We start from the raw sequence: 23318 nt of genomic DNA, 5'->3' as shown, positions 1-23318 counted from the left end.
CCCACGCCCCCGCCGGTGCGGGTGCCCGGCAGGCGCGCCCCCGAGCGCGTGGGGTGGGTCGGCCCCCGGCCTCGGGCGACGGAGGGGCTGCGGCATCTGCCGTCGATGCCCCCGCTGTCCTGGGACAAGAAACCGCAGGTGAAGGGGCAGATCCCGTTGTTCTCCAGCCCCAGGCGGGTGTGGAAGCAGTACGGCCTCTTCCCGCTCCCGAAGCCGGAAGCAGGACGAGACGACTCGTGACGACAGCAGCGATGAAGAAAGGGAGTGCGCGTGTCCTCGGTTGAAGAGGCGGCGTGGCGGGGCCGTATCCCCGCCGACATCGACCGGCCCGAACCCCTGGTGTTCGGCCTGACCGCGCGGCAGTGCCTGCTCCTGGCACCGGCTCTGGCCGGAGCCTGGGCGGCTTATCTGCTGCTGCGCGACCACCTCCCGTGGTGGGCGCTCGTGGCCATCCTGGTCCCTGTCCTGGGGGTGGTCATCGCTCTGGCCCTGGGTGAGAAGGGCGGCCAGGGGCTGGAGAAGGTGGCCGCGCAGGCGGCGCGGTGGGCCGCCCTCCCCAAACACCTGGTCCCCGCACCGTCGGGACAGATTCCCGCCCTGCCCCGGTGGGCGCCCCGGCTACGGCGCCCACCACGGTTGGCGCCGCTGCGGCTGCCCGCCTCGGCGATCACCCCCGAGGGTGTGATCGATCTGGGCGGACGGTGTGCGGTGGTCATCGCCTGCACCACGATCCCGGCCCAGCTCTCCTCTACGCACGAGCGCGGCCAGATCTTGGCGGCGTTCGCCGGGGCCTTGGACGCCCTCACCGACCCGGTGCAGATCCTGGTGCAGCGGCGCACCGCCGACCTCGGCCCGCTGGCCGAGATGATCCGCTCCCATGCCGAGCATCTTCCGCACCCGGCCCTCACCGACGCCGCCCACGGCCACGCCGACTTCCTGCACGAGATGGCCGCCACGCACGAGCTGTCCCACCAGCAGGTCCTGGTCGTGGTCACCGCCACTGGCTCCGCCCGACGTTCGGGAGCGGCCCTGGTGCGCACGGCCCGGGACACCGCCGGGCGGCTCTGCGCGATCGGGGTGCGCACCCAGGTCCTGGACGGACAGGCCGCCGAGCAGGCGCTGCGCGCGTCAATGCACTCCCCCGAAGCACCCCTGACCTACGCCCCGGACCCGGGAGACCCGTGGACCGGCCCGGTCGAGAACGAACACGAACAGGAGCAGTAAGTGGGTCTTCGCGAACTCTGGAAACGATCGGGGGCGCCCGAGCTGGGCGGCCCGGCGATCCATGTCGGTTCCCGCCACCTGCGGGTGGGCGGCGGGGTGTGCCAGACCCTGGCGGTGATCGGCTACCCGCGCGAGGTGAGCGCCGGGTGGGCCGAGCCGTTGTTCTCCTACCCCGGTCAGCTCGACATCGCCTTCCACCTGGACCCGGTACCGGCGCCCACCGCCGCCGTGCAGCTGCGCAGGCGGCGGGCTCGGTTGGAGTCGGCGCAGCGCACCGATCTGGTCCGCGGACGGGTGGAGGACCCGCACCAGGTCACGGCGGCGATGGATGCCGCTGAGATCGCCGACCGCATCGCCACCGGCCAGGGGAAGCTGTTCCGGGTGGGGGTGTACGTCACGGTGCACGCCCCCACCCTGGAGCTGCTGGATGCGCACGTTCAGCAGGTGCGGGCCCTGTGCTCCTCCCTGCTCATGGACGTCACCCCGACCATGTTCCGGGCGGTACAGGGGTGGATCTCCACGCTGCCGCTGGGCACCGACCCGGTGGGGACGGTCCGGTCGATGGATACCGACGCCGTGTCCACTCTGCTGCCGTTCTCTTCCCCGGAGCTGGTCGCGGACCTGGGCGAGACCACCGTGGTCTACGGCACCAACACCCACAGCAGCGGTGTGGTGGCCTGGGACCGGTTCTGCGGAGGGCTGGACAACCACAACAGCGTGATCCTCGCCCGCAGCGGGGCGGGGAAGTCCTACCTGGCCAAACTCGAAGTCCTCAGGTCGTTGATGGTGGGGGTGGAGGTCACCATCATCGACCCCGAAGGCGAATACGTGCGTTTGGCCGAGGCGGTGGGCGGCACCGTGCTGCGTCCCGGGGCCGCCGGGCAGCCGGGGCTGAACCCCTTCTCCCTCCCTTCAGTAGGAGAAGGAGAAGAGTTCACTGCCCGGGCGCTGTTCCTGCACACGCTCATCGGCGCGATGGTCGGCGACCTCTCCGCGATCGACAGGACCGTCCTGGACCGGGCCATTGTCACCGCCTACGCCCAGGCCGGGATCACCCGCGACCCGGCCACCTGGAACCGACCCTCCCCCGTGCTCTCGGACCTGGCGACGGTGCTGGAAGAGCTGGCCACCAGCCCGGACACCGACCCGGACCTCGCCCATGCGGCCCAGGGCCTGGTCGGACAGTTGGAGCCCTTCGCCCGAGGCTCCCATTCCGCCTTGTTCAACAGCCCTACCGGCAACGCCGTCGGCGGGCACCTGACCGTGGTGTCGCTGCGGGAGCTGCCCGACGAGGTGCGCCCGGTGGGGGTCCTGGTGGCGCTGGACGCCATCTGGCGGCACGTCACCGCCGGTACCGAGGCCCGGCCCCGGATGGTCGTGGTGGACGAGGCCTGGCTGCTGCTCCAGGATCCGGCGGCTGCCCGCTACCTGGCCCGGTTGGCCAAGGCGGGCCGCAAGCACTGGGTCGGACTGACCGTGATCACCCAGGACGTCGGTGACGTGCTCGGCAGCGAGCTGGGCAAGGTCGTGATCGCCAACGCGGCCACACAGATCCTGCTCAAACAGGCACCGCAAAACCTGGACGCGGTCCGGGAAGCGTTCCAGCTCTCCGACGGGGAGGCCCACCTGGTCGGCACCGCGCCGCGAGGCAGCGCGCTGCTGGTCGCCGGCCATCAGCGCGTCGGGGTCCACCCGGTGGCCTCTCCGGCCGAGCACCGGCTGATCACTTCCGACCCCGCCGAGCTGGCCGCCCTGCGCGCCGAAGAAGAGACCCCACAGAGCAACGCGGAGCCGCCGGGTCCCGAAGCGAAGCCCACCGTCGGGCAGGAGGTGGACGGTTGATGGTGTCGTTCCTGCTCAACGGCGGGTTCTTCCTCGTTCTCGGCATGATCCCGTTGATCGGTGCGCTGATCTGCGCGGCCGTGCTCGGGGTACGGGCGGCTCGCCACCGCTACCTGTCCCAAGAGGCGCGGGTGGTGGAGATCCTGCCTCCGCCCGAGGCCACCCTGGAGAACGCGACCGCGTTCTGGCAGCACATGATGGGCCTGCTCAAACCCCACTGGTCCCGGTGGCTACTCCAGCCCCACATCGCCCTGGAGATCCTGGCCTCCGCCGCCGGTGTCCGCTTCCAGCTGTGGGTACCCGGGACGGTACCCCCGGGGGTCGTGGAGCGTGCGGTCGCCTCAGCCTGGCCCGGCGCCACCACCGCAACCCGCCACAGCGCTCCCGGCACCTCCCCTCTGCCGAGCGAGGCGTACAGCACCGGCGGGCGCCTGCGGCTGGGCCGGGCCGAGGTGTTCCCGCTGCGCACGAGCTTCGGCGACGACCCCTACCGTCCGCTCCTGGGAGCCCTGGGAGACCTCGCCGAAGGCGAACACGCGCTGGTGCGCATCACCGCCCGCCCGACCACGGGCTGGCGCGCGGCCCGCGCCCGCCAAGCGGCGGCCCGCCTGCACGGGCACACCGCAGCGGCAGCCCAGCTCATCGATGCCCTGGACCCCACGCACACAGGGCACCGGTCTCGCCCGCCCCTGATGCCGGGCACCGGCGACGACGTGCGCGCGATCCTCACCAAGGCATCCTCGCCCCGTCTGGCCTGCGGCATCGCCTACATCCTCACCACCACCCGCCCGGAGGAGGAGGCGAAAGCGCGGCTGCGGGGGCGGGCGCACGGGGTCGCCTCGGCGTTCGCCGCCTTCACCTCCGGCACCAACCACCTGGACCGCAGGTACATGTTCCGCACCGACTGGTGGGCGGCACAACGCTTCCTCGGCCACGGGTTCCTGCTGTCCACGACCGAGCTGGCCGCGATCGCGCACCTGCCCACCGACGTGACCGTGCCCGGCCTGGTCCGCGCCGGAGCACGCCCGGCCGCTCCCACCCCGGCCGTGCCCCGCGGGGGCGAGGGCACCAAGGTGATCGGGGACAGCGACGTCATGCCCGACCGCCCGGTCGCAGTAGGGGTGGTCGAAGGGCGCCAGCACACCCACATCCTCGGCAAAACGGGGTCGGGGAAATCGACGCTGCTGGCGCGCCTCGTGCTCCAGGACGCCGAGGCGGGGCGGGCCGCCCTGGTCATCGACCCGCGCGGGGACCTGATCACCGACATCCTGGCCCGGCTGCCCGAAAGCGCCGTCGGCAAGGTGGTGCTGTTCGATCCCGACGACAACGAGTCCCCGCCGCGGCTCAACTTCCTGCAAGGCGGGGACCCGGACTTCGTGTCCGACACCGTGGTCGGAATCTTCCGTCGTATCTACGACCAGTACTGGGGACCCAGGACCGACGACATCCTGCGCGCCACCACCCTCACCCTGACCCGGGCCGGTGACCCGAACCTGACCCTGGGGGACATCCCGCGCCTGCTCGCCGACGACAAGCTCCGCCAGCAGATCCTGGCCAAAGTCACCAAGCGCACAGGGCGGGACCCGGCGCTGGAGGACTTCTGGGGCTGGTACGGAGGGCTGACGGTGTCAGCGCGCAGCTCGGTCACCGGGCCGATCCTGAACAAGCTCCGCAGCGCCCTGCTGCGCAAGTGGGTGCGCCAGGTGGTGGCCTCGGGAGCGTCCACCGTCGACCTTCCCGCCCTGTTCGACAGCGGCCACCTGGTGCTGCTCCGCCTGCCGAAGGGGCGGCTGGGCGAGGACACCTCAAGCCTGATCGGGTCGTTCGCGCTGGCCGCGACCTGGCAGGCGGTGACCGCCCGCATCCACACCCCCGAGCATCAGCGCAAGGACCTGTCCGCCTACATCGACGAGGCGCAGAACTTCCTCAACCTGCCCGGCAGCCTGGAGGACATGCTCGCCGAGGCCCGCGGCTACCGGCTCGGCCTCACCCTCGCCCACCAGGAGCTCGGCCAGCTCCCCGGCGATCTACGCAAGGCGCTGTCGGCGAACGCGCGCACGAAGATCTACTTCTCCGCCTCCCCCGACGACGCCGCCAGCCTTCAGCAGCACACGCTGCCCGTGCTGGGGGCCTACGACCTGACCCACCTGGGCGCCTACCAGGCCGCCGTGCGCCCGTTGGTGGGGGCCAAAGAACAGGGGGCGCTGACGGTACTCACACGACCACTTCCCCCCGGCGTCAAGGGTCGGGCCACGCAGGTACGAACAATGGCGCGGCGGCACGGACCGGGGGCGGCGGCAGGTTCCGATCGTAAGGGGAACGCAGATGACTGAACCCGGCAACTACACCGTCGCCTCCCTGACCACCCGGATCACTCCTCGGGACCTCGCCGTCCTGTGCAGTGTCTACGAACACCAGACCCTGGACACCCACCAGATCGCCCGGGTGTGCTTTCACGACACGCACCCGCGCCGAGCGCGGCGTCGGCTGCTGATCCTGCACCGGTACGGGGTGCTGGACCGGTTCCGGCGGTACACGCCGCGGGGCAAGCTTCCCGACTACTGGGTGCTGACGCCCCTGGGTGCCGAGCTGGTCTCCTACCACCAGGGCACCGACACCGCGGCTCGGGCGGTCTTCCCCGACCAGGCGGTGCGGCTCATGTACTCCCCGCAGATTCATCATGTGCAGGGGCTGGCGGAGTGCTTCGTGCGTTTTTCGGAAGCGGCCAGGTCGGGGCCCGGGGAGCTGGCGCGGTGGTTCGGTGAGGCGGAGTGCGCACGCAGGTGGGGTCAGTACATCCGCCCGGACGCGTACGTGCGGTGGCGGCAGGACGGCCTGAACCTGCGGGCCTTCGTCGAGTACGACACCGGAAGCGAGTCGCTGGCCACGGTCTGCCGCAAGATGCGGGGTTACCAGGCGCTGTCCCACTACACCGAGCGGCCCTCGCTCGTGCTCTTCATCGTCCACTCAGGGCAGCGGGAGACCAATCTCGTGGAAAAGCTGGTGGACGTCGTCTCCGAGGAGGCGAACGCCTATGTCACCACACACGCCAGGGTGGCCTCGCCCGGACCGGACCAGCGCGTGTGGCGGGCGCCGGGCGCTGCGGACCGGGTGCGGCTCGTCGACCTCATGCCCAAGCTGGGGGAGGCCGAGTGATTCGGCTGGTCGCCGGTGCTCTCGGCGGGTTCTTCCTGTTCCCCGCGGTGTTCATCAGTGCAGTCGTCGGAAGCGGTCAGAGCAGCAGGGTTCCGCTGGAGGTGGACGGCATCCCGCCGATCGTTCTGACCGCGTACGTCCGGGCCGCCGCACGGCTCGAAGAGGAGTACAGCGGTTGTCGCGGGATGTCCTGGCCGATCCTCGCGGGGATCGGTGAGGTCGAGTCAGGGCACGTGGCCGACCGGCAGATATCCCCGGACGGCGAGGTCTCGCCGCCCTTCACCGGGCCGCTGTTGGACGGCTCCGGGGTCGGGGGCAACACCACCCGGCATGCCGACTCGGACGGCGGCCGGTGGGACGGGGAGACCGAGTTCGAGCGGGCGGTGGGGCCGATGCAGTTCCTGCCCGCTACCTGGGCCTCGCACGGGCTGGACGCGTCCGGGGACGGTGTCGCGGACCCGCACAACGTCCTCGACGCCGCCTGGAGCGCGGCGGTCTACCTGTGCGTGAGCAACCCGGAGGCCGGAGGGGTCGACTTCACCGATGCCGACGACCTCGAAGCCGCGCTGCTGCGCTACAACCGGAGCGACTCCTACGTGCGCGATGTACAAGGGCACATCGAGCGCTTCACGGCGTTGGCCGCCAGTGTCCCCACCGGGGTTCCCGTCGGAGCAGCAGGGGGCAGCGGAGAAGCGGGCTCCGTGGCGGCGGCGTGGGCGCTGCAGCAGGTCGGCAAGCCCTACCTGTGGGGTGGGACCGGGCCGGGCGCGTTCGACTGCTCGGGCCTGGTCATGCGGGCGTGGGAGGCGGCCGGGGTAGCCCTCCCCCGGGTGACGACCGACCAGGTGAACACCGGGACGCGGGTGGGGCTCGGTGACCTGCGGCCGGGCGACCTGCTGTTCTACGACACCGGTGCGCCCGGGGGTTCTCCGTCGCACGTGACCATGTACGTCGGCGGCGGGCAGATGGTGAACTCCCCGAGAAGCGGACAGGTGATCCGCGTCGAGCCGGTCGACGGCCCGTACTACAGCAGTGTGTTCGTCGCCGCTGTGCGCCCGGGGTGACCGCGAACCGCTTTCAGGAGAAAAACGAAACAGGTCACATATGAAGCCTGAAAGCAAGCTATTTCCTTTTTGGGAAATTTCCCAAATTCCGCATTGATCCTTCTCGCGAGAATGGTGCACCATCGCAGTCGACCCGGCCGCGATACCGCGCGCGAACGGGAAAAGGGGAGGTCCGCCCGCTGGACCACGAAATCCCCGCCAGTGCCCGATAACAACCAGTTCGACACCGGGAGACGAAGGAGCACCCAAGGGAAGCGCAGCTCCGGACTTCTGCATCCGGGGCCAATGACACCCGTGTGCGCCTGACACCCGGCCACCCCGAAGAGAAACCGCCTCGGGCGGCGCTCCAACGCCGCCCGAGACACGGCCTCCCACCTGAGACAGCAGGAGAGAGAACCATGACCCATCGTACGGGCAGGCACCGCAGGCGACAGCGGCCGCTCTCACGCATCCGGCACCTGATCGAGGCGATGTGGAGCGCCTTCTGGAAGACCCCTGCCCCCACCCCCGAACCCGCAGCGGGGAGGACGGATTCTGCTTCTCCCGCACAGCCGCCGGAGCTTGGCCCGCTCCGCCGTACGGGTACTCCGCAACAAGACCTCATCTCCGCGGAAACCCGCCAGGTCCGCGCAGCCGGATTCCGTGAGTGCGGGTCTGTGCGCCCCACGTCCCCGGCGCAGGAACCGGTCTCCACCGGGGGGTGCGTGGATGACGACGGTGTGGCCGCGGTCCGCCCCTACCTCGTCGCGCACGAACGGCGGAAACAGCAGCAGAGCCACACCGGGGACCTCCTCGCCGACGCACCAAAGGGCCTCGCACCGGATTCCCCGACCGATGACGAGTGGCGGGAGCTGGCGGACCTCATACGTCTGTGGGGAGCCGGGCAACAGGCGTTCGCGTGAGCAATCCCGACGAAGGAGGGGCACCGCCGAGCAGTGTCCCTCCTTCGTGTTTTTCGGTGTTTCCGCAGGTAGAGCGTGCGACATCTACCAGCCGTGTTCTTCTCCACAATTTTCGTCACTCTGAGTATCCACAAACCGGTTGTCGGTCACATTGAGTGTGACTACTGTCACTCTTCGAAAGAGCGGTGCGAGGTCGGTACTGAGAACGGAATCGGTGGTGGAGTGTGCGCAGCAGGTCTGGAGTGAGTGTGTTCGCCCTGATGGCAGTGCTGGGCACCGCGTGCTCCGCATCCGACGAGGGCACCTCGTCGGCCGAAGTCCCACGCACCCTTCCCAGCGCTCTACCTTCCCCTTCCCAGCGGCCCGAGGAGGAGCGCGCCGTGGACGCCTACCTCGGCATGATGCGGGCCCTGGTCGACGCCTCCCTGGACGGGGCCGACGACCACCCCGACCTGGAACGGTTCGCCGACGGCCAGGCCCTGCAACTGACCAGGGACATGCTGGCGGGCCACGACTCCGTAGCCACCGGTGAGCCCGTGCTGACGCCGCAGGCAACGGAGGTCGACCTTCAACAGGACCCGCCCCGGGTGGTCGTCGAGGACTGCGTGGACGAGAGCAACTGGGTGATGGAGGGCTACGAGCCCGCATCCGCCGAGGAGCGGAACACGCGGCTGTTCGTCGCGACGGTCACCGAGCAGGAGGGCGAGTGGAAGGTCGGCGAGCTGTGGCTCGGTGACATCGAAGGATGCTGAGGACAGGCATCGGTGCCGTACCGACGATCGCGGCCGTTCTCCTGCTGTGCCCGTCGGCGTGGGCCGAGGAAGGCGACTTCTCCCACCACACCACCTGCTCCGCTTCGGGCTGCGACGTGGTCGCCCAGGCCCCCGGGGAATCTCCGAGCAATACCGACGGGGACACTCCCTGGGGTACGGCCACGACGGCCACGCCGCCGCCCTGTGTCATGCCTGGTGTCGAATTCTCCGGACCTGACGGCAGCCCTCTCGCTCCCGCTGGCGGCGCGGCCGAATGCGAGCGGTCCGCGTCGACGCACGCGGAACCGGCCTTCGAGCCGCGGGTACTGGCGGAGCAGGCGCGGGCAAGGCTCGCTCCGCCGGTTCCGGACATCGGCACCGCTCCCGCTCCGGGCAAGCCCCGGTTCGTGAACCTGCCGTCCTGGTTGTGGATCGACGCCGCCGACTGGGAGCCGGTGTCGGTGTCGGCGTCGGTGAGCACCGGCGCCGTGACCGTGGTGGCCTCTCCGCACCGTGTGGTGTGGGAGACCGGTGACGGGGGCGAGGTGGTGTGTCCGGGGCCCGGCACCCCCTTCTCCGTTGCCGCGCACCGGCAGAACGGGGCTTCGGACTGCTCGTACACCTACACGTCCGTTCCGCCGACCGGCCCGGGGGCGCCGGTCGACCTGGTGGCGTCGTGGGAGTGGACGGTGTCCTGGTCGGCCTCGGACGGGCAGAGCGGGGAGCTGGCCGATCTGGTCACCGCCTCCTCGGTTCCGGTGTCGGTGGCGGAACTGCACTCGGTGGTCACCGACAGCCGCTGATCCAGCGGAAACGACGAAGAACGAGAGGGAGGATGCGCGATGGTCGCGCTCGCCAATCCTAATCAAAAAGACCGGGAAACTCGGAAAGACTCCGGAGGAGACCAACAGGACTGGGAGTCCGTGCGGTTGGCCGCCACGTCCCGCCGTCGGTGGAGGTGGGGAGCGGCGGCGGTGTTCATGGTCGTTGCCGGGGCCGGGTTGGGGGCCTGGGCGGGGTGGGCCGGTGAGGACGCCGTCCAAATCGCCGTGGTGGAGGCCGATCTGCCCGCAGGCCATGTGCTCACCGCCCAGGACGTGACCACGGTGGAAGCCGTTCCCGCCGAGGGCCTGCACCTGCTGTCCGCCGAGGACGTCACCGGCATGGTGCTGGCGCAGCCGGTCTCCGCCGGGACGCCGCTGGTCGAAGGGGCCCTCGCCGAGGAGGCCGCCTGGCCCGAGCCCGGGAGTTCCCTCGTGGCCGTGCCCGTGGCCACGGTGCCGCGCGGTCTGACCGCGGGCACGACCGTCGACGTGATCCCGTCCGTGCACAGCGATGATTCGGGAGCCCAAGTCATCACCGGGCTGGTGCACCACGTCGCCTCGCACGACGACGGGTTCGGTACCGGCGGGCACGTGGTGGAGGTGCTGGTGCCGAGGGATCAAGCCGCAGCCCTGTCCCAGTCCCTGGCCGGTGAAGCGGCCCACGTGGTCCTGGTGAACCGGCAGGACGCCCTGACCGGCGAGGAGGAAGCCGAATGATCGTCGCCGTCTGCTCTCTCAGCGGAGCCCCGGGAGTGACGAGTCTGGCCGTGGCCCTGGCCGCGTGCTGGCCCGCGAGTCCGGTGACCGTGCCGGTGATCGTGGAGGCGGACGCCTCCGGGGGCGACATCGCCGCCTGGCACGGTCTGGAGGGCGCACCGCGAACGGGCCTGGTCGCACTGGCCGCGGCTTCCCGTACTCCGGCACTCGTCCCACGGGAGGAAACGGCGCAGGCTCCGCTCGATGTCCTCTCCGGCGAGGAGCAGGCGAACCCTGCCCCGGCCCGGTTCGCGATGGAGGTTCCCGGGGGCCTGCGGGTCGTGGCGGCCCCGGGTGACCCGTTGGAGGCGGGGCACGCGGTGGCCGTGCTGGCGCAGAACCCGGCGCTGCTCGCCTCGGGGCGGGCCACGGTGGTGGACGTGGGCCGGGCCGTACCGGGGTCCGCCGGAGCCGCCCTGCTGCGCCACGCCGATCTCGTCCTGGTGGTGACCGCTCCCGGCGGCATCGGGCAGGCCGCACGCCTGCGGGCCTGCGCCCCGGTCCTGGCCTCGCTCCGCGAGGACGGCACCCGGGTCGGCCTGGTGGTGACCGGGAACTGCCCGCACCCCGACGCCGAAGTGTCGCGGATCGCCGCCGACCTGCCGGTGTGGGCGCGGATCCCCCACGACCCGGTGGGAGCCGCCCTGGTGCGCGGGGAACACCGCCCGCCCGTCCGGTGGCGGGACCGGTTCGCGGCCTGGTCCGCGCACCGGCGCGACCCCGACTGCCTGGAGTGGATGCCGCTGATCAAGGCGGCCAAGGGCCTGGCCGAGCTGTGCGACGACTTCTCCGGGGTCGGTCTGGACACCCTGGGACCGGAACTGGCGAAGGCGTGTGCGGCATGACGGCGACCGTTCCCCACCTGGTGTCCGCCTCCTCCCGCTCCGATGAGCTCCGCGCGCACGCGCTCGTGCTGGCCGCGCAGATCACCGAACGGCTCTCGGCGTTCCCCGAACTGGGCGAGACCCCTGCCACGGTCGCGCACTTGGTGGATGAGGCCCTGGATGATGAGGCGCAAAAGGCGGTCACCCGAGGCGGCGGCTGGTCCCCTGAGCAGGAGGGCCGCCTGCGCAAGCTCATCACCGACCACGTCCTGGGCTTGGGCGCGGTGGAGGAGTTGCTCGCCGAGCCGGGGGTGGAGAACATCCACATCACCGGCAGCGACCCGGTGATCGTCGACTTCGGCGCGGGGCGTCGTGAGGAGCGGCCTCCGGTGGTCGAGACCGACGACGACCTGGTCGCGCTGGTGCGCCGGGCGGCGGCCCGGGCTCTGGGCGGGGAGCGCCGCTTCGACCTGTCCGCTCCGATCCTGTCGATGGAGCTGCCCGGAGGGGAACGCCTGTCGGCGATCATGGCGGGGATCGCCACCCGCCCCTCGGTGACGATCCGTCTGCACCGTGACGGTTTTCTGCGGCTGGGGGACCTGGCCAGGGCCGGGACACTCGACCAGGCCGCCCGCGACCTGCTCGTCGCCGCCGTACGGGCCCGGTTGAACATCCTCATCAGCGGGGCCACCAACGCGGGCAAGACCACGCTCCTGCGCGCCCTGCTCGGCACGGTCGACGCCCAGCGCGTCATCACCATCGAGGATTCCCTGGAACTGGGGCTGCACCGGCTGGGCACGAACGCGAACGTCCTGGCCCTCCAGGGTCGGCCCGCCAACATTGAGGGGGTCGGTGAGGTCAGCCTCGCCGAGTTGGTGCGCGCCGCGCTGCGGATGTGCCCGGACCGGGTGATCGTCGGGGAGACCCGGGGGCCGGAGACCCTGGCCCTGCTCAACGCCATGTCCATGGGCACCGACGGTTCGATGTCGACCATCCACGCCTCCGGGTCCCGGCAGGTGTTCACGAAGCTGGCGGCCTACTGCGCCCAGTCCGCCGAGCGGTTGCACCCCTCGGCGACCGCGGCCCTGGTCGCTTCGGCTCTCCACCTGGTGGTGCATCTGGACACCGCGCCGTCGGGGGACCGGGTGGTCGCGAGCATCCGCCAGGTCGTCGGGGTGGAGGGCGAGCAGGTGATCTCCGACGAGCTGTACCTGCGCGACGCCGACCAGGCGACCGGCGAGGTGGTCTGCCCGCCCAGCGGTGAGGTGGCGCGGCGGCTGATGCGGGCCGGGTACGCGGTGCGGGGGTGGGTGTGATGCCGCTCTGGTGGGACTGGGAGACCGGCGTTCTCGCCGTTGGCGGCGGTCTGATCAGCGCGGGTGTCCTCTGCGCGGTGCGCGGCCTGGTCACCGGGCGTTCCTCGATACCTGTTCGGCGGCTTCTCCCCTTGGCCGGGATCTCACGGGAGCTGTGCGTGCGCGTGGCCGTGGCGGCGGCCTCCGGGGTGGTGATCGGACTGGTGACCGAGTGGCCGGTGGGGGCCGTGCTCGCGGCCGCGGCCGGCTGGTGGCTGCCGTCCCTGCTCGGGGCGGACACCGAAGCCCAGCGGCAGGCCGACCTGGCCGAAGCGCTGGCGACCTGGGCCGAGCAGCTCCGGGACATGCTGACCGGGGCGGCCGGTCTGCACCAGGCCGTGGCCGCGACGGTCCCGGCGGCCCCTGCGGTCATCGCCAAGCAGGTGCGGGCCTTCGAGGCGCGGCTGCGTTCCGGGCAGCCGGTGGAGCGGGCGGCCGCGGAGTTCGCCCGCGAGGTGGACTGCGATCTGGCCGACCTGGTGTCGATCACCCTGGCCATGGGCTCTTCGCAGTACGGCGGCGATGTGGCCGGGGCGCTGTCGCGGCTGGCGAAGACGGCGCGGGAGCGGGCCGTCACCGTGGCGCGGGTGTCGGCCTCCCGGGCGCGTGTCCGGTCCTCGGTGCGGATCATCGCCGGGGCGACCCTGCTCATGGTCGTGGGCACGGCCGCATTCCAACCGGCGGTCCTCGAACCCCTGGGGACACCGACGGGCCAGCTGGTGCTCGCTCTCACCGGTGCGATCTGGGCCGCCTCGTTCGCGTGGATGGCCCGTCTGGCGGCGCCTCCCGCTGTTGTGCGCCCGTTCACCCTGGTGGCTGCCAACGGGGGTGGGCGATGAGTGCGGGTCTGCTCGCCGCGGCCGGGGGCATGGTCGGTGCCGGTCTGTGGATGGCGGCCTACGGGTCGCGGCGCCTCAGCCTGGTCGAACGGCTCAGCCCTGTGGTTCCGGCCCACAGGCCGCAGGAGGCCCGCGCTGGCGATGCCGGGTGGGCGTACCGGTTCGGCGCTCCGCTGCGGCGGATGTTGGCCCGTGTCGGTCTTCCCGGGTCGGGGATGCGGCGGGTCCTGGCCGCAGCCGACATCCCGGTGGAGGACTACCGGGCGGAGAAGGCGACGGCCATCGGGGTGGCGATCGTGGTCGGTGGTCTGGTCGCCGTTTTCGGCCCTCTCGTCATGCCGTCCGCGCCGGTGGGCTGGGGGCTCGCTCTCCTGGTGGGGGTGGGGTGCTTCCTGGCCCCGGATCTGGCGGCCCGTGGCCGGGCGGCCGAGTGCCGCGCCGAGCTGCGTTCCGCCACCGCGGTCCTGGCAGATCTGACGGCGATGGGCCTCGCCTCGGGGCTGGGCCCCGTCGGGGCTCTGAACGGGGCGCTCGACCGCGCGCGGGGCAGGAACCCGCAGCGGATACGCCTGGCCGTCCGGGCCAGCGAGATGCGCCACCAGCCCCAGTGGGAGGGCCTGGCCGGGCTGGGGGCCCAGGCCGGGGTGCGGGAGCTGGAGGAGCTGGCGGCCTCGCTGCGGCTGGGCGGGTCCGGGGCGCGTACGCGGGATTCCCTGGCCGCCAAGGCGGCGTCGCTGCGGGTCCGGCAGGCGGCCGAGGCGGAGGCCGAGGCGCATGCGGCGACCGAGCGCATGGCGCTGCCCACCATGGGCCTGGTGGCGGGGTTCCTGGTCCTGGTCTGCTTCATCGCCCTCACCCACGTGATGGCGGGATTCTGAGGAGGAGTCGGTATGGAAGAGCTCATCTGCCGTGCCCACCGGCGGATACGTACGTGGGTCGCGCCGAGGCGGCATGTGGCCGACGACCGGGGGTCGGCCAGCACCGAGTGGCTGCTCACGATCATGGTGGCGATCGCCATCGCCACGGTCGTCGGGGGCATCCTCGTCACCGAGTTCACCACGGCGGCGGAGTCCATCGACCTGGGTGTGACGCGGTGATGCCCGTCCAAGAGCCGCTGGGGCAACGGTGGAGGCCGGTGGGCGGGGACGATCGCGGGAGCGCCGAGCCCCTGTTCGTCCTCCCCCTGGTCTTCGTGATGGTCCTGGCGGTGGCGCAGGTGGGGCTGTGGGCCCATGCGCAGCACCGGGTCCAGGTCATTGCCGCACAGGCGCTGGCCGCCGCCCGCTCGTTCGACGGGACGGTGCACCAGGCCCGGGAGCAGGCGGCCCGGGCCGAGGAGCAGTTGGGCGGTGGGATTCTCCAGGGCACCGAGGTGGAGGTGGAACGGCGGCCGGAGGCGGCGCGGGTGCGGGTCAGCGGGCGAGCCGTGAGCCTGGTCCCGGGTGTGGGTGTGCCGGTGTCCTCGGAGGTCACCGGCCCGGTGGAACGCCTGGTGCCGTGATGCCCTCCTCCGAGTCGAAGCGGGCGGACGACCGGGGCAGCGCCTCGGTGGAACTGCTGCTGCTCGCGCCGGTCCTGGTGGCGGCGCTGCTGCTGATGCTCATCGCGGGACGGCAGGTGTCGGCGTCACTGATCGTGCAGGAGGCCGCCTACACGGCGGCCCGGACGGCGTCATTGCAGGACAGCGCGGCGGCCGCCCATGAGGGAGCACACCGTGCTGCCGCCCGGGAGCTCCGGGAACGGGGTGTGGTGTGTGAGCCGTTCTCGGCCGCCGTGGACACGTCGGCGTTCGCCCCAGCGGGCTCGGTGAGGGTGCGGGTGTCCTGCACCGTGACCGTGGTGGACCTCGGCGGGTGGGGTGGAAGCCGAGTGGTCCGGTCCGAGGCGGTCTCGCCGGTGGACTCACACCGGGAGGCGCTGCCGTGAAGGGCCTTGGAACCCGGTGGGTCCGCCGGGACGACGGGCACGCCTCGGTTTTCCTCCTGCTGCTCGTTCCCGTGCTCATGGTCGTGTTCGCCCTGGTGTGGGAGGCCGGGCACATGCTCACCGTGAGAACCGAACTGATGGGGGCGGCGCGCGAGGCGGCACGGGCCGCGACCCACCGGCTGGACGAAGGCGAAACGATCGCCCGGAATGCCCCTGTACTGGACGAGGTCGGAGCCCGGGAGGCGGCGCTCCGGCAGTTGCGGGCGGTGGACGCGCAAGGCCGGGTCACTGTCACCGAGGACGGCGTGACGGTCCTGGCCCGCACCTCCTACACCCCGGTCCTGCTCCCCCTCGAACCCCGTGCGGTCAAGGCACAGGCCACCGCGACCATCGTCAGTAACGAGTGAGCCGATCACCCCAAAGCCCCTCATGAACAATCAGGAAGGACGACATGTCGCGCAGCCCGTGGTCGATCACCGCTGAAGCCCTGGCCACCGTGCTCATGCTGGTAGGGCCTCCCCTGTTGGCGTCCGTTCTGGGCTGGCCCCCGCAGCGGACGGAGATGTCGTGGACCTGGCTGATGCAGTACCTGCGCGGCGGAACCGTTCCGTCCGCGGCCGTGATCACCGCGGTAGTCGTGGCTCTGTGGGCGATGTGGGCCGCGCACCTGGTGATCGTGGTCCTGGACGTTGTGGCGGTACTGCGCGGCCTGGTCCCGCGTGTGGGACTGATCCGGCTGGTGTGGGTGCTCTCCGCTGGGGGTGCGACCGCTGCCACCACGACGACGGCATCCTGGGCGGACACCACGACCTTCGTGGCGGATGAGGAGGAAGCAGGCCCGCAGGAGGCCGCGTCCGGCCAAGGTGGGGAGCAGCCGGGGGACGAGCGGATCCACCGGGTCCGGACGCTCAGCCACTTCGGGTTCGACTCGGCCGAGGTCACCCCGCAGATGGGGGAATCGCTGAATCCCACAGTGGAGATGATCGCCGAGTTCGGTGACCCGCAGACGCCGGTGGTGGTCGTCGGCCACACCGATCCCGTGGGCGACCCGTTCTACAACCAGGTGCTGTCCGAGCAGCGGGCGCAGGCCGTGGTCGACCACCTCCGTGAACACGTCGGTAGGAACGACATCCGGTTCGAGGCGCAGGGAATGGGGGCGAGCCAGCCTCCCGAGGAGGACGGCGTCTCCTACGAGAGGTACCGGCGTGTGGAGATCGCCTACACCCTGCGCCCGGCACCCGATCCCGTCTCTGCTCCCCCTGTCGACCCGCCAGGACAGCGCTCTTCGCCCAAGGACCGGGACGAGACTGTCCAGGTGGAGGTGGTGGCCTCCGAGGAGACGGCCGCCCCGGCCCATCCGGTTCTGATCGGTGCGGCCGCCGGAGCTGCGGGGTTGGGTGTGGGATACGCGGCGGGAAGGCATAGGGGCGCCTTGCGGCACCGTCGTTCGCCGGGCCGCACCGATGCGGAGGAGAACGTTCCAAGCGCCGGTGACGTGCCCCCTCCGGACCCCGACGATGCTCTGGTGCGCCGTGATCCGGAAGGGGTCGCACGAGGGGTCGTCGACGTGGACGGCTTCGTCCTGGTAGCCGAGGAAACACGTGTCCGGGGCAATGAGGGGGTCGGCTTGACGGGGCTTCACGCCGAGGCCGCGCTGCGGGCCATGGTCGCCGATCACCTCCCCCGTCCGGTGATCGCGACCGGATCGGCGCTGACCGCTTTGGGCGGACCGGGAGCTGTGCCAGCCGAAGTCCGGGAGGTCGAAGGCGCACGCGAGGCGCTGGTCGAGGTCGACATCCTCATGTTGCACGCGGCGCGAGAAGACTTGAGCGGGGAGGATCCCGCAGCGACGGCCGAAGGCCGACAAGCCCCCCTGGTCGTATGCACCGATCAGGACTTCGCCGCCGGGGAGCTCCCCCGGTCGGCCGGTTCCTCCGGCGGGGTCGTGTGCGTGCTCGGTGGAACCGGAGCCGGTGTCGTCCTGGAATTCCAGAGCCGGGACCGGGTGTCGATGACCGCACCGGTTCACCGGGAGATCTCCGACCGGCCGCGGCTCTCCGCCTGGGACACCCCCTCCGGCCAAGGGCCGAACGAAGCCGATCGTCCAAAGGAGGACACGGCGGAGGCCGCGAACGGACCGGCCCCGTCACCCCCTGGCGGGGAGCCAGAGCGGACTTCGCTGGGACGTGTACAGGTTCGGCTGCTCTCCCCCCATCTCGTATGCGAGGTGGACGGTCAGGCCGTCCAGGGGTTCCGCTCCAGCAGCCTCGCCCTGCTGGCGGTACTGGCGTTGAAGGGTGGGGGAAAGGGAATCTCCGACCAGGAACTGCTTGGTTGCCTGGCACCGGATACGGATGTCGAGCGGGCTCGCCGTCTCCGATCCAACGCGGTCACCAGCCTGCGCAACACGGTGCGCAAATCCTTGGGTCTGGGTAGCGAAACACCTTTCGTTGAAAAGGAGGGCGGATTCTACCGACTTCAGGACGGGTTGTTCGACGTCGATGTGCATCGGTTTTGGAAGTTGCGCAAGGAAGCCTCCAAGGAAAAGGATGGCGCGAACGCTCGGGCTCTCAAGGAGGCCATAGGGCTCTACAAGTCGGATCTCCTTTCGGACAGCGACGAGGAGTGGCTGGGAAGGTACCGGCGCCGCTTGCAGGTGGAGTTCTCCGACACTTGCACGAGGCTTATCAAGGGAACCAAGAATGCAGAGGAAAAGGTTTCTCTGATCGATCTTGCCCTGCACGTCGACCCGATGAACGAGGTGCTCCACCGGGAGAAGATGACCCAGTACTCGCAACTGGGAAGGAAAGAGATGGTGCACCGCTCCTTCCGGGAAATGAAGGAGATCCTGTCCCACTTCGGTGCCCGGCCTGACGCGATCTCCCAGCAGCTCTTCAGGGACCTCACCAGCTGAGGGACCCTGCAAGACGGCCCGCCCACGCCCAAAAACGGGGCGGGCCTGTGACTCCGCCTGTGACTCCGCGTGTGACTGGGCCCCACCATGGGCCTGTGACTCCGCCCGTGACCTGGCCCATTAGAGCGGCCCACCCCGTTGGCGCTATCAGTGCAGGTCAAAGCCGCCCTGAGTGGGCCCTTCGCTATCCAGACACATACCCAAGTGGGTAGTTCCTCTTCACGTAGGGCGGGCGGCGCCCCCTCCTCCGCGGCTCAGTCGGCCGGTGGTCCCGTCTCATCGCTCCGTCCTCCGTCCGCCTCTTCCCCCGCCCCACTTCTCCCTGCCTGACAGCTCCTCATCACCATCAAAAAAACCACATGAGCCAGCTGGCGCCATTTTCATGATCATCCCTAACCGCGAAAACCATGGAAATGATGATCAGCCAAAAAGCAGGCGAAGATGAAATCACCCCCCTTCGCGCGCACATACGCGCGGGCACGGTTCCTCTCCCTGTGGCGCGGCCGAAAAAATTCTCACGAGAAATCTCGCGACACGGTTGACAACCCGGCGGGACCCAAGGTGCTATTGGCGTGCCGCCGGAGCCGGTGAACGGTTCCCGGGGCGGCCGGAAAACTTTTCCACGACACGGGTTGACAAACCCGCGACACCCAAGGTCACCTAGTGGCCGCCCCGGAGCACGGAACCGTTTTCCGGGGGTGCGAAAAAAGGTTCACGGGGTGAGTTGACAAACCCGCGACACCCAAGCGAACCTCGGACCGCAAAAGACAAACGCCCGGCAATTCTAGGGAGTTTACCAATGCGCACCTTGCGCGCTATCGGAATCATCACGGGGCGGGTGCTCGCCCGCCGAAAACCGGCCACGACGGCGATGATCGCCCACCGGGCCCGTGCCAACCGCATCCGGGAGGTGGCGGCCGACTGGGAGGCCGCGATCGCCCGGGAGCTGGCCGCGCGGGGCGAGGCGGCCCGTCTGTACCGCACCGAAGGGCCCAGCGCGGCTTCCCGCCGGGCGGCACAGGCCCACCTGCGAGCCCAAACGTGCCGCGAAGCCCTTGAGGGCACGTTGTTCCGGCTGCGCGCCCACCAGAGCGTCCCGGCATAGAGCGGGCCGGTCCGCAGGAGGCAACCTCCGGACCGGCCCACCAGACCACCGCGCCCGCCGCAAGGTGTGGAGCCCGATGACGGGCGCGGGCCCAACACAACCAACGAAGTGGAGTGTGCTGTGAGCACGAGTATGCCCTACAGGACGGCGATCACCGTCACCCCCCGCAACATCGACGAGCTGCGCGAGCTGGGAACCGCCGGTTGCCTGGTCTGGGACGAGGGGGCCTCCTGGGTCCTGGCGGTCAACGGGGACAAGGCCCCGGCCCCCTCCCGCATGATCATCACGGGCCGCAACGGGCTCAAGCACCTGGCCCGGGACCTCGAAGACCAGGGCCGCCCGGCCACCGATGACGAGCTCGCCCGGGACCTGACCGACATCGCCAACGACCAGCTCACCGACTGGCCCGGCATCCGCGCGATGAACCTCCAGGTGCAGGAGCTGCGCGAGGCGCTGATCGGACCCCGCATCTACCTGGACGCCGCCCCGACCTTCGAGATCGGAGCCGGGGGCCTGCCCCGGATGACGGACTACTACCGGCGCACCCACACCGGCACCACCGCGTGCGTCACGGTCACCTTCGGCTACCTGGAGCCGACCCGGATCACCGTGTGCGCCCCGGGCGATGTCCCCCGGCCGGTCGCGGAGGTGACGGTGGCCGCCGCGGGCATCTTCCAGGCCCACCAGGTCCACCGGCTGATCGCCGCCGCGGTCAACGGCGCCCTGGACCTGGACCTGTAACCACCCACCACACCCCCAGGGGGCCGCCCCTTGCGAGGGGCAGGGGCGGCCCCACACTCCCAGACCACTGCCGAGCCTGTGTTCGGCATGCCCGAAAAGGACTACTTTCTCGTGATCGATCTGAACCTGGACCGCCTGCTGGCCGCCGAGGTCACACCGGAGGACCTGCTCGCCCTGGCCGGGACCGGCCCCGGCGCCCTGATCATCCCCGACACCGACAGCAGCGGGTACACCCTCGCCCGCGCCGAGCACCTGGACTGGAACCGGCGCCGGGTCGTTGTCTACGGATACCGCGACCTGGCCTTGGACCTGGCCCTGCGCCACCGCGACCACGCCGAGGCCGCCGCTGACCTGACCCGCACCGTCCGGGCCGGTCTGCGGGGGTGGGCCGCCCGGACCCGCAAGGCGAGCCCGCTGGTGTGGCGGGTGCGCGAGGACCTGCGCCTGAACGGCCTGTACCTCAACGCCCGGCCCCAGTTCAGCACCACCGAGGACGGCGGGGCGCGCATCGACGACACCTTGACCTGGCGCGAGGACCGGCGCATCGGTTTCACGCTGTGCACCGTCCAGCGCCAGCCGCACAGCCTGATGGCGGCCCTGGACCTGTACTGCGGCGGGCACTACGTGACCGGCTGGTGTGAGCGCATCACCCGCACCAGCGGCGCGCCCAGGTTCGCCGGTCTGGCCGGGGAACGCGCCCGCCTGCACCTGGACCTGCGCGACTGACCACCCCCGGGGGCCGCCCCGCGAAAGGGGCAGGGCGGCCCCCACCCCCGACCTGTATCCCGCGCCGGACCCGGTGTTCGGCGCACCCACAGAAAGGCACACTCCGTGTACGCGAAAGCACCCAACGCGATCTCTCGCTGGTTCGCCCACGCCCGCATCACCTCGGGCATGCTGCGCGCCCTGGACAGGATCGGCCCCGGCGGCGTGATCATCGCCGACCCCTACCGGCAGGACTACCGGGTCACCCACGCCCGCACCCTGAACCCCGACCAGAAGCGCGAGCAGTTCATCGTGTTCGGCTACCAGGACCTGGTCACCAGCCTGCCCGGGTTCCAGCAGGACTACGGGCAGCGGGCCTGGAAGGAACTGGTCGCGGCGGTGGACTGCACCGCCCTCGACTGCATGGACGCCCGGGTCGCCGACCTCACCGCCACCGGGTTCGTCACCACCCGCATGCGCCAGCACCTGCGCCGCTACGACCTCGACCTGACCGCCGCACCGTACTACTACGACAAGCACCTGCGCCCCGGTGGCCCGGTCGCCACCCGCAGGACGGTCAGGGACGAGTACGCCTACCGGGCCGCCCCGCACATCACGGTCTCGGTCACCAGCCCGGTGGACGAGAAGACCGGGGCGTTCTCCCTGATCAGGATCTTCGACGGCGACCGCCACGTGACCGGGTGGCCCACCCGGATGAGCAACCAGTTCATCGCCGCCCACCAGGCCTACCGGGTGCGCGAGGCGATCCAGGCCCACCTGGCCCGCAACCGCACCTGACACCCCTGGGGCCGCCCCGCCCGGGGCGGCCCCCGGCCCCCCCGATCCACAACCCGCGCCGTGCCCGGTGTTCGGCGCGCCCGTGAAAGGAACACTCTGGTGACCGTTCACCCCTACCGGCCCATGTCCGCCCGGTTCGCCGACCAGCACCTGTCGGAGCCGCTGCTGCGCGCCCTGGACCGCACCGGCCCCGGCGCCCTGATCATCGCCGACCCGGCCAGCGGCGAGTACCGGCTCACCCACGCCCGCTACCTCACCGCCCAGAACCGGGAGGTGATCGTCTACGGGTACGGCGACCTGCACCACGACCTCGACACCCTCGCCTTCGTCCGGCACACGGAGCGGGTGTGGCCGACCGCCACCGCTGTGGCCGACCAGGCGGCCCACGCCTGCCTGAACTGGGAGCCCTGGGAGCCGGTGCGGCCCCGGCCCCGCACCGCCCTGGCCGCCCTGCGCCGCGCCATGGACCGGGACGGGTTCGCCCTGCTGCGCCGACCGCTGTTCCACGAGCAGGGCGAGGTGGGGCGGCTGGACGACACCTACCTCGACACTCGCGACCCGGCCACCGCGGTCACGGTCGCCACCCCCTACCCCGACCCCGACATGCCCGACCCCGACGGGGCGATCTTCACCTGGATCACCCACCACGGCTCCTACCTGACCGGCTGGTACACCCCCACCTCGCAGCGGCACCACCTGCCCCGCGAGATCCGCACCCGCCTGCGCGCCCGCCTGGACTCCAACACCTGACCCCACCACGCCCCGCCTTGCCCCACACCCGGGGCTGGGGCGACACCGCCAACCGCACACCGCACGAGAGGACCGCATTCACCATGACCACCACCGCTACGACCACTGCGCCGCGCCGTTCGGCCGAGCGCACCCGCGCCCTGATCCTGGCCGCCCTCACCCACACCCGCGGACCCGTGACGGTCGCCGCGCTGGCGGAGGAGACCGGCATGGGCACCTCCACCCTGTCCAAGCACCTCAACACGCTAGAGAAGGAGGACAAGGCGGTGCGCACCCCGGGCGGACGCGAGGGGACCAAGCGGCTCCCCGACACCTGGCAGGCCACCACCGTGCAGGAGCCCACCTCCCCGCAGGAGACCTCCGAGCCCGCCCCGGCCACCACTCCCCCGAGGGAGAGCCCGGCCCCCACGTCCGAGGAGGAGAACCAGGTGCTTTCCCCGACGCAGGGGGAGAAGGCCAGCCCCGCCCCGGGCACGGACGACCGGCCCCGCACGGCGGCGACCACCGAACCCGCCACCTCGGAAGCGGCGTTCATCGAGGTCGGCGCACCCAACCCGGTCAGCGGCAGCCCCCGGCTCGCACCCGGCGAACTCAAGGTGATGGTCAAGGCCATCCTCGACTCCGACCCCGGATCGGAGTTCACCGCCACCCAGATCAGCCACCTCCTGGGCGGGCGGTCCATCGGCGCCATCCAGAACAACCTCGCCCGCCTGGCCCAGGAGAAGCGGGCGGTACAGACCGGCGACAAGCCCCGCCGCTACCGCTCCGCCAAAACCGGCCGCTGACCGCACCACCCCGGGGGGTGCGGGCCCACACACGCCCGCACCCCCACCCCGCGAAT

The 23318-nt window shown here is 71.1% G+C and carries 25 protein-coding genes; all 25 read left to right on the top strand.

Annotated elements, in window-relative coordinates; genetic code table 11:
- On the top strand, positions 1-240 hold a 240-nt coding region (locus tag QJS33_RS20690; RefSeq protein WP_306369688.1), incomplete at its 5' end, for a hypothetical protein.
- 30 nt (positions 241-270) lie between these two features.
- Positions 271-1224 (top strand): PrgI family protein, encoded by a 954-nt coding sequence (locus QJS33_RS20685; protein WP_306369687.1) that lies wholly within the window; start codon positions 271-273, stop codon positions 1222-1224.
- Positions 1225-3066, top strand: a complete 1842-nt coding sequence (locus QJS33_RS20680; RefSeq protein ID WP_306369686.1) for a VirB4 family type IV secretion system protein — start codon at positions 1225-1227, stop codon at positions 3064-3066.
- Positions 3066-5399 (top strand): type IV secretory system conjugative DNA transfer family protein, encoded by a 2334-nt coding sequence (locus QJS33_RS20675; RefSeq protein ID WP_306369685.1) that lies wholly within the window; start codon positions 3066-3068, stop codon positions 5397-5399. The genes QJS33_RS20680 and QJS33_RS20675 overlap by 1 nt, the downstream gene beginning before the upstream one ends.
- Positions 5392-6222, top strand: coding sequence for a replication-relaxation family protein (locus QJS33_RS20670; RefSeq protein WP_306369684.1), 831 nt, complete (start codon positions 5392-5394; stop codon positions 6220-6222). The genes QJS33_RS20675 and QJS33_RS20670 overlap by 8 nt, the downstream gene beginning before the upstream one ends.
- Entirely contained in the window at positions 6219-7286 is a 1068-nt protein-coding gene (locus QJS33_RS20665) for a bifunctional lytic transglycosylase/C40 family peptidase (protein WP_306369683.1), read from the top strand. Before QJS33_RS20670 ends, QJS33_RS20665 begins: the two co-directional genes overlap by 4 nt.
- 704 nt (positions 7287-7990) lie before the next feature.
- Positions 7991-8188 carry a hypothetical protein gene (locus QJS33_RS20660; protein WP_306369682.1) on the top strand — a complete coding sequence of 66 codons (198 nt, stop codon included), beginning with the start codon at positions 7991-7993 and terminating at the stop codon, positions 8186-8188.
- Positions 8189-8430: 242 nt separating this feature from the next.
- Positions 8431-8940: a hypothetical protein gene (locus QJS33_RS20655; RefSeq protein ID WP_306369681.1), complete on the top strand. Its 510-nt coding sequence runs from the start codon at positions 8431-8433 to the stop codon at positions 8938-8940.
- Entirely contained in the window at positions 8934-9743 is an 810-nt protein-coding gene (locus QJS33_RS20650; protein WP_306369680.1) for a hypothetical protein, read from the top strand. The genes QJS33_RS20655 and QJS33_RS20650 overlap by 7 nt, the downstream gene beginning before the upstream one ends.
- A gap of 177 nt (positions 9744-9920) precedes the next feature.
- Positions 9921-10481, top strand: a complete 561-nt coding sequence (locus QJS33_RS20645; RefSeq protein ID WP_306369689.1) for an SAF domain-containing protein — start codon at positions 9921-9923, stop codon at positions 10479-10481.
- Positions 10478-11365 (top strand): hypothetical protein, encoded by an 888-nt coding sequence (locus QJS33_RS20640; protein ID WP_306369679.1) that lies wholly within the window; start codon positions 10478-10480, stop codon positions 11363-11365. The genes QJS33_RS20645 and QJS33_RS20640 overlap by 4 nt, the downstream gene beginning before the upstream one ends.
- Positions 11362-12660, top strand: a complete 1299-nt coding sequence (locus QJS33_RS20635) for a CpaF family protein (RefSeq protein WP_306369678.1) — start codon at positions 11362-11364, stop codon at positions 12658-12660. The genes QJS33_RS20640 and QJS33_RS20635 overlap by 4 nt, the downstream gene beginning before the upstream one ends.
- Complete coding sequence (locus QJS33_RS20630) at positions 12660-13538, top strand: type II secretion system F family protein (protein WP_306369677.1); 879 nt, start codon at positions 12660-12662, stop codon at positions 13536-13538. Before QJS33_RS20635 ends, QJS33_RS20630 begins: the two co-directional genes overlap by 1 nt.
- The gene (locus QJS33_RS20625) at positions 13535-14416 is read left to right on the top strand and encodes a hypothetical protein (protein ID WP_306369676.1); all 882 of its coding nucleotides are present in this window, start codon (positions 13535-13537) and stop codon (positions 14414-14416) included. The genes QJS33_RS20630 and QJS33_RS20625 overlap by 4 nt, the downstream gene beginning before the upstream one ends.
- Positions 14417-14428: 12 nt before the next feature.
- Positions 14429-14635: a hypothetical protein gene (locus QJS33_RS20620; RefSeq protein WP_306369675.1), complete on the top strand. Its 207-nt coding sequence runs from the start codon at positions 14429-14431 to the stop codon at positions 14633-14635.
- A 38-nt stretch (positions 14636-14673) separates the two neighbouring features.
- Positions 14674-15039 (top strand): TadE/TadG family type IV pilus assembly protein, encoded by a 366-nt coding sequence (locus QJS33_RS20615; RefSeq protein ID WP_306369674.1) that lies wholly within the window; start codon positions 14674-14676, stop codon positions 15037-15039.
- Positions 15039-15464, top strand: a complete 426-nt coding sequence (locus QJS33_RS20610) for a TadE/TadG family type IV pilus assembly protein (protein WP_306369673.1) — start codon at positions 15039-15041, stop codon at positions 15462-15464. The genes QJS33_RS20615 and QJS33_RS20610 overlap by 1 nt, the downstream gene beginning before the upstream one ends.
- Positions 15461-15871: a pilus assembly protein TadG-related protein gene (locus tag QJS33_RS20605; protein WP_306369672.1), complete on the top strand. Its 411-nt coding sequence runs from the start codon at positions 15461-15463 to the stop codon at positions 15869-15871. The genes QJS33_RS20610 and QJS33_RS20605 overlap by 4 nt, the downstream gene beginning before the upstream one ends.
- 44 nt (positions 15872-15915) lie before the next feature.
- Entirely contained in the window at positions 15916-18378 is a 2463-nt protein-coding gene (locus QJS33_RS20600) for an OmpA family protein (RefSeq protein WP_306369671.1), read from the top strand.
- A gap of 808 nt (positions 18379-19186) precedes the next feature.
- A complete protein-coding gene (locus QJS33_RS20595) occupies positions 19187-19483 on the top strand; it encodes a hypothetical protein (RefSeq protein ID WP_306369670.1) in 297 nt (98 codons plus the stop codon).
- Between the two features lie 120 nt (positions 19484-19603).
- Positions 19604-20224, top strand: coding sequence for a hypothetical protein (locus QJS33_RS20590; protein WP_306369669.1), 621 nt, complete (start codon positions 19604-19606; stop codon positions 20222-20224).
- A 111-nt stretch (positions 20225-20335) separates the two neighbouring features.
- Positions 20336-20950, top strand: a complete 615-nt coding sequence (locus QJS33_RS20585; protein ID WP_306369668.1) for a hypothetical protein — start codon at positions 20336-20338, stop codon at positions 20948-20950.
- A 105-nt stretch (positions 20951-21055) separates the two neighbouring features.
- On the top strand, positions 21056-21727 hold the full coding sequence (locus QJS33_RS20580) for a hypothetical protein (protein WP_306369667.1): 672 nt from the start codon (positions 21056-21058) through the stop codon (positions 21725-21727).
- A 99-nt stretch (positions 21728-21826) separates the two neighbouring features.
- On the top strand, positions 21827-22477 hold the full coding sequence (locus tag QJS33_RS20575) for a hypothetical protein (RefSeq protein WP_306369666.1): 651 nt from the start codon (positions 21827-21829) through the stop codon (positions 22475-22477).
- 83 nt (positions 22478-22560) lie between these two features.
- Entirely contained in the window at positions 22561-23262 is a 702-nt protein-coding gene (locus QJS33_RS20570) for a winged helix-turn-helix domain-containing protein (RefSeq protein WP_306369665.1), read from the top strand.
- The last annotated feature ends 56 nt before the right edge of the window (positions 23263-23318 follow it).

Source organism: Nocardiopsis sp. CC223A (assembly GCF_030766825.1).
GTDB lineage: Bacteria > Actinomycetota > Actinomycetes > Streptosporangiales > Streptosporangiaceae > Nocardiopsis.
This window is presented reverse-complemented; position numbering and strand designations above follow the sequence as displayed.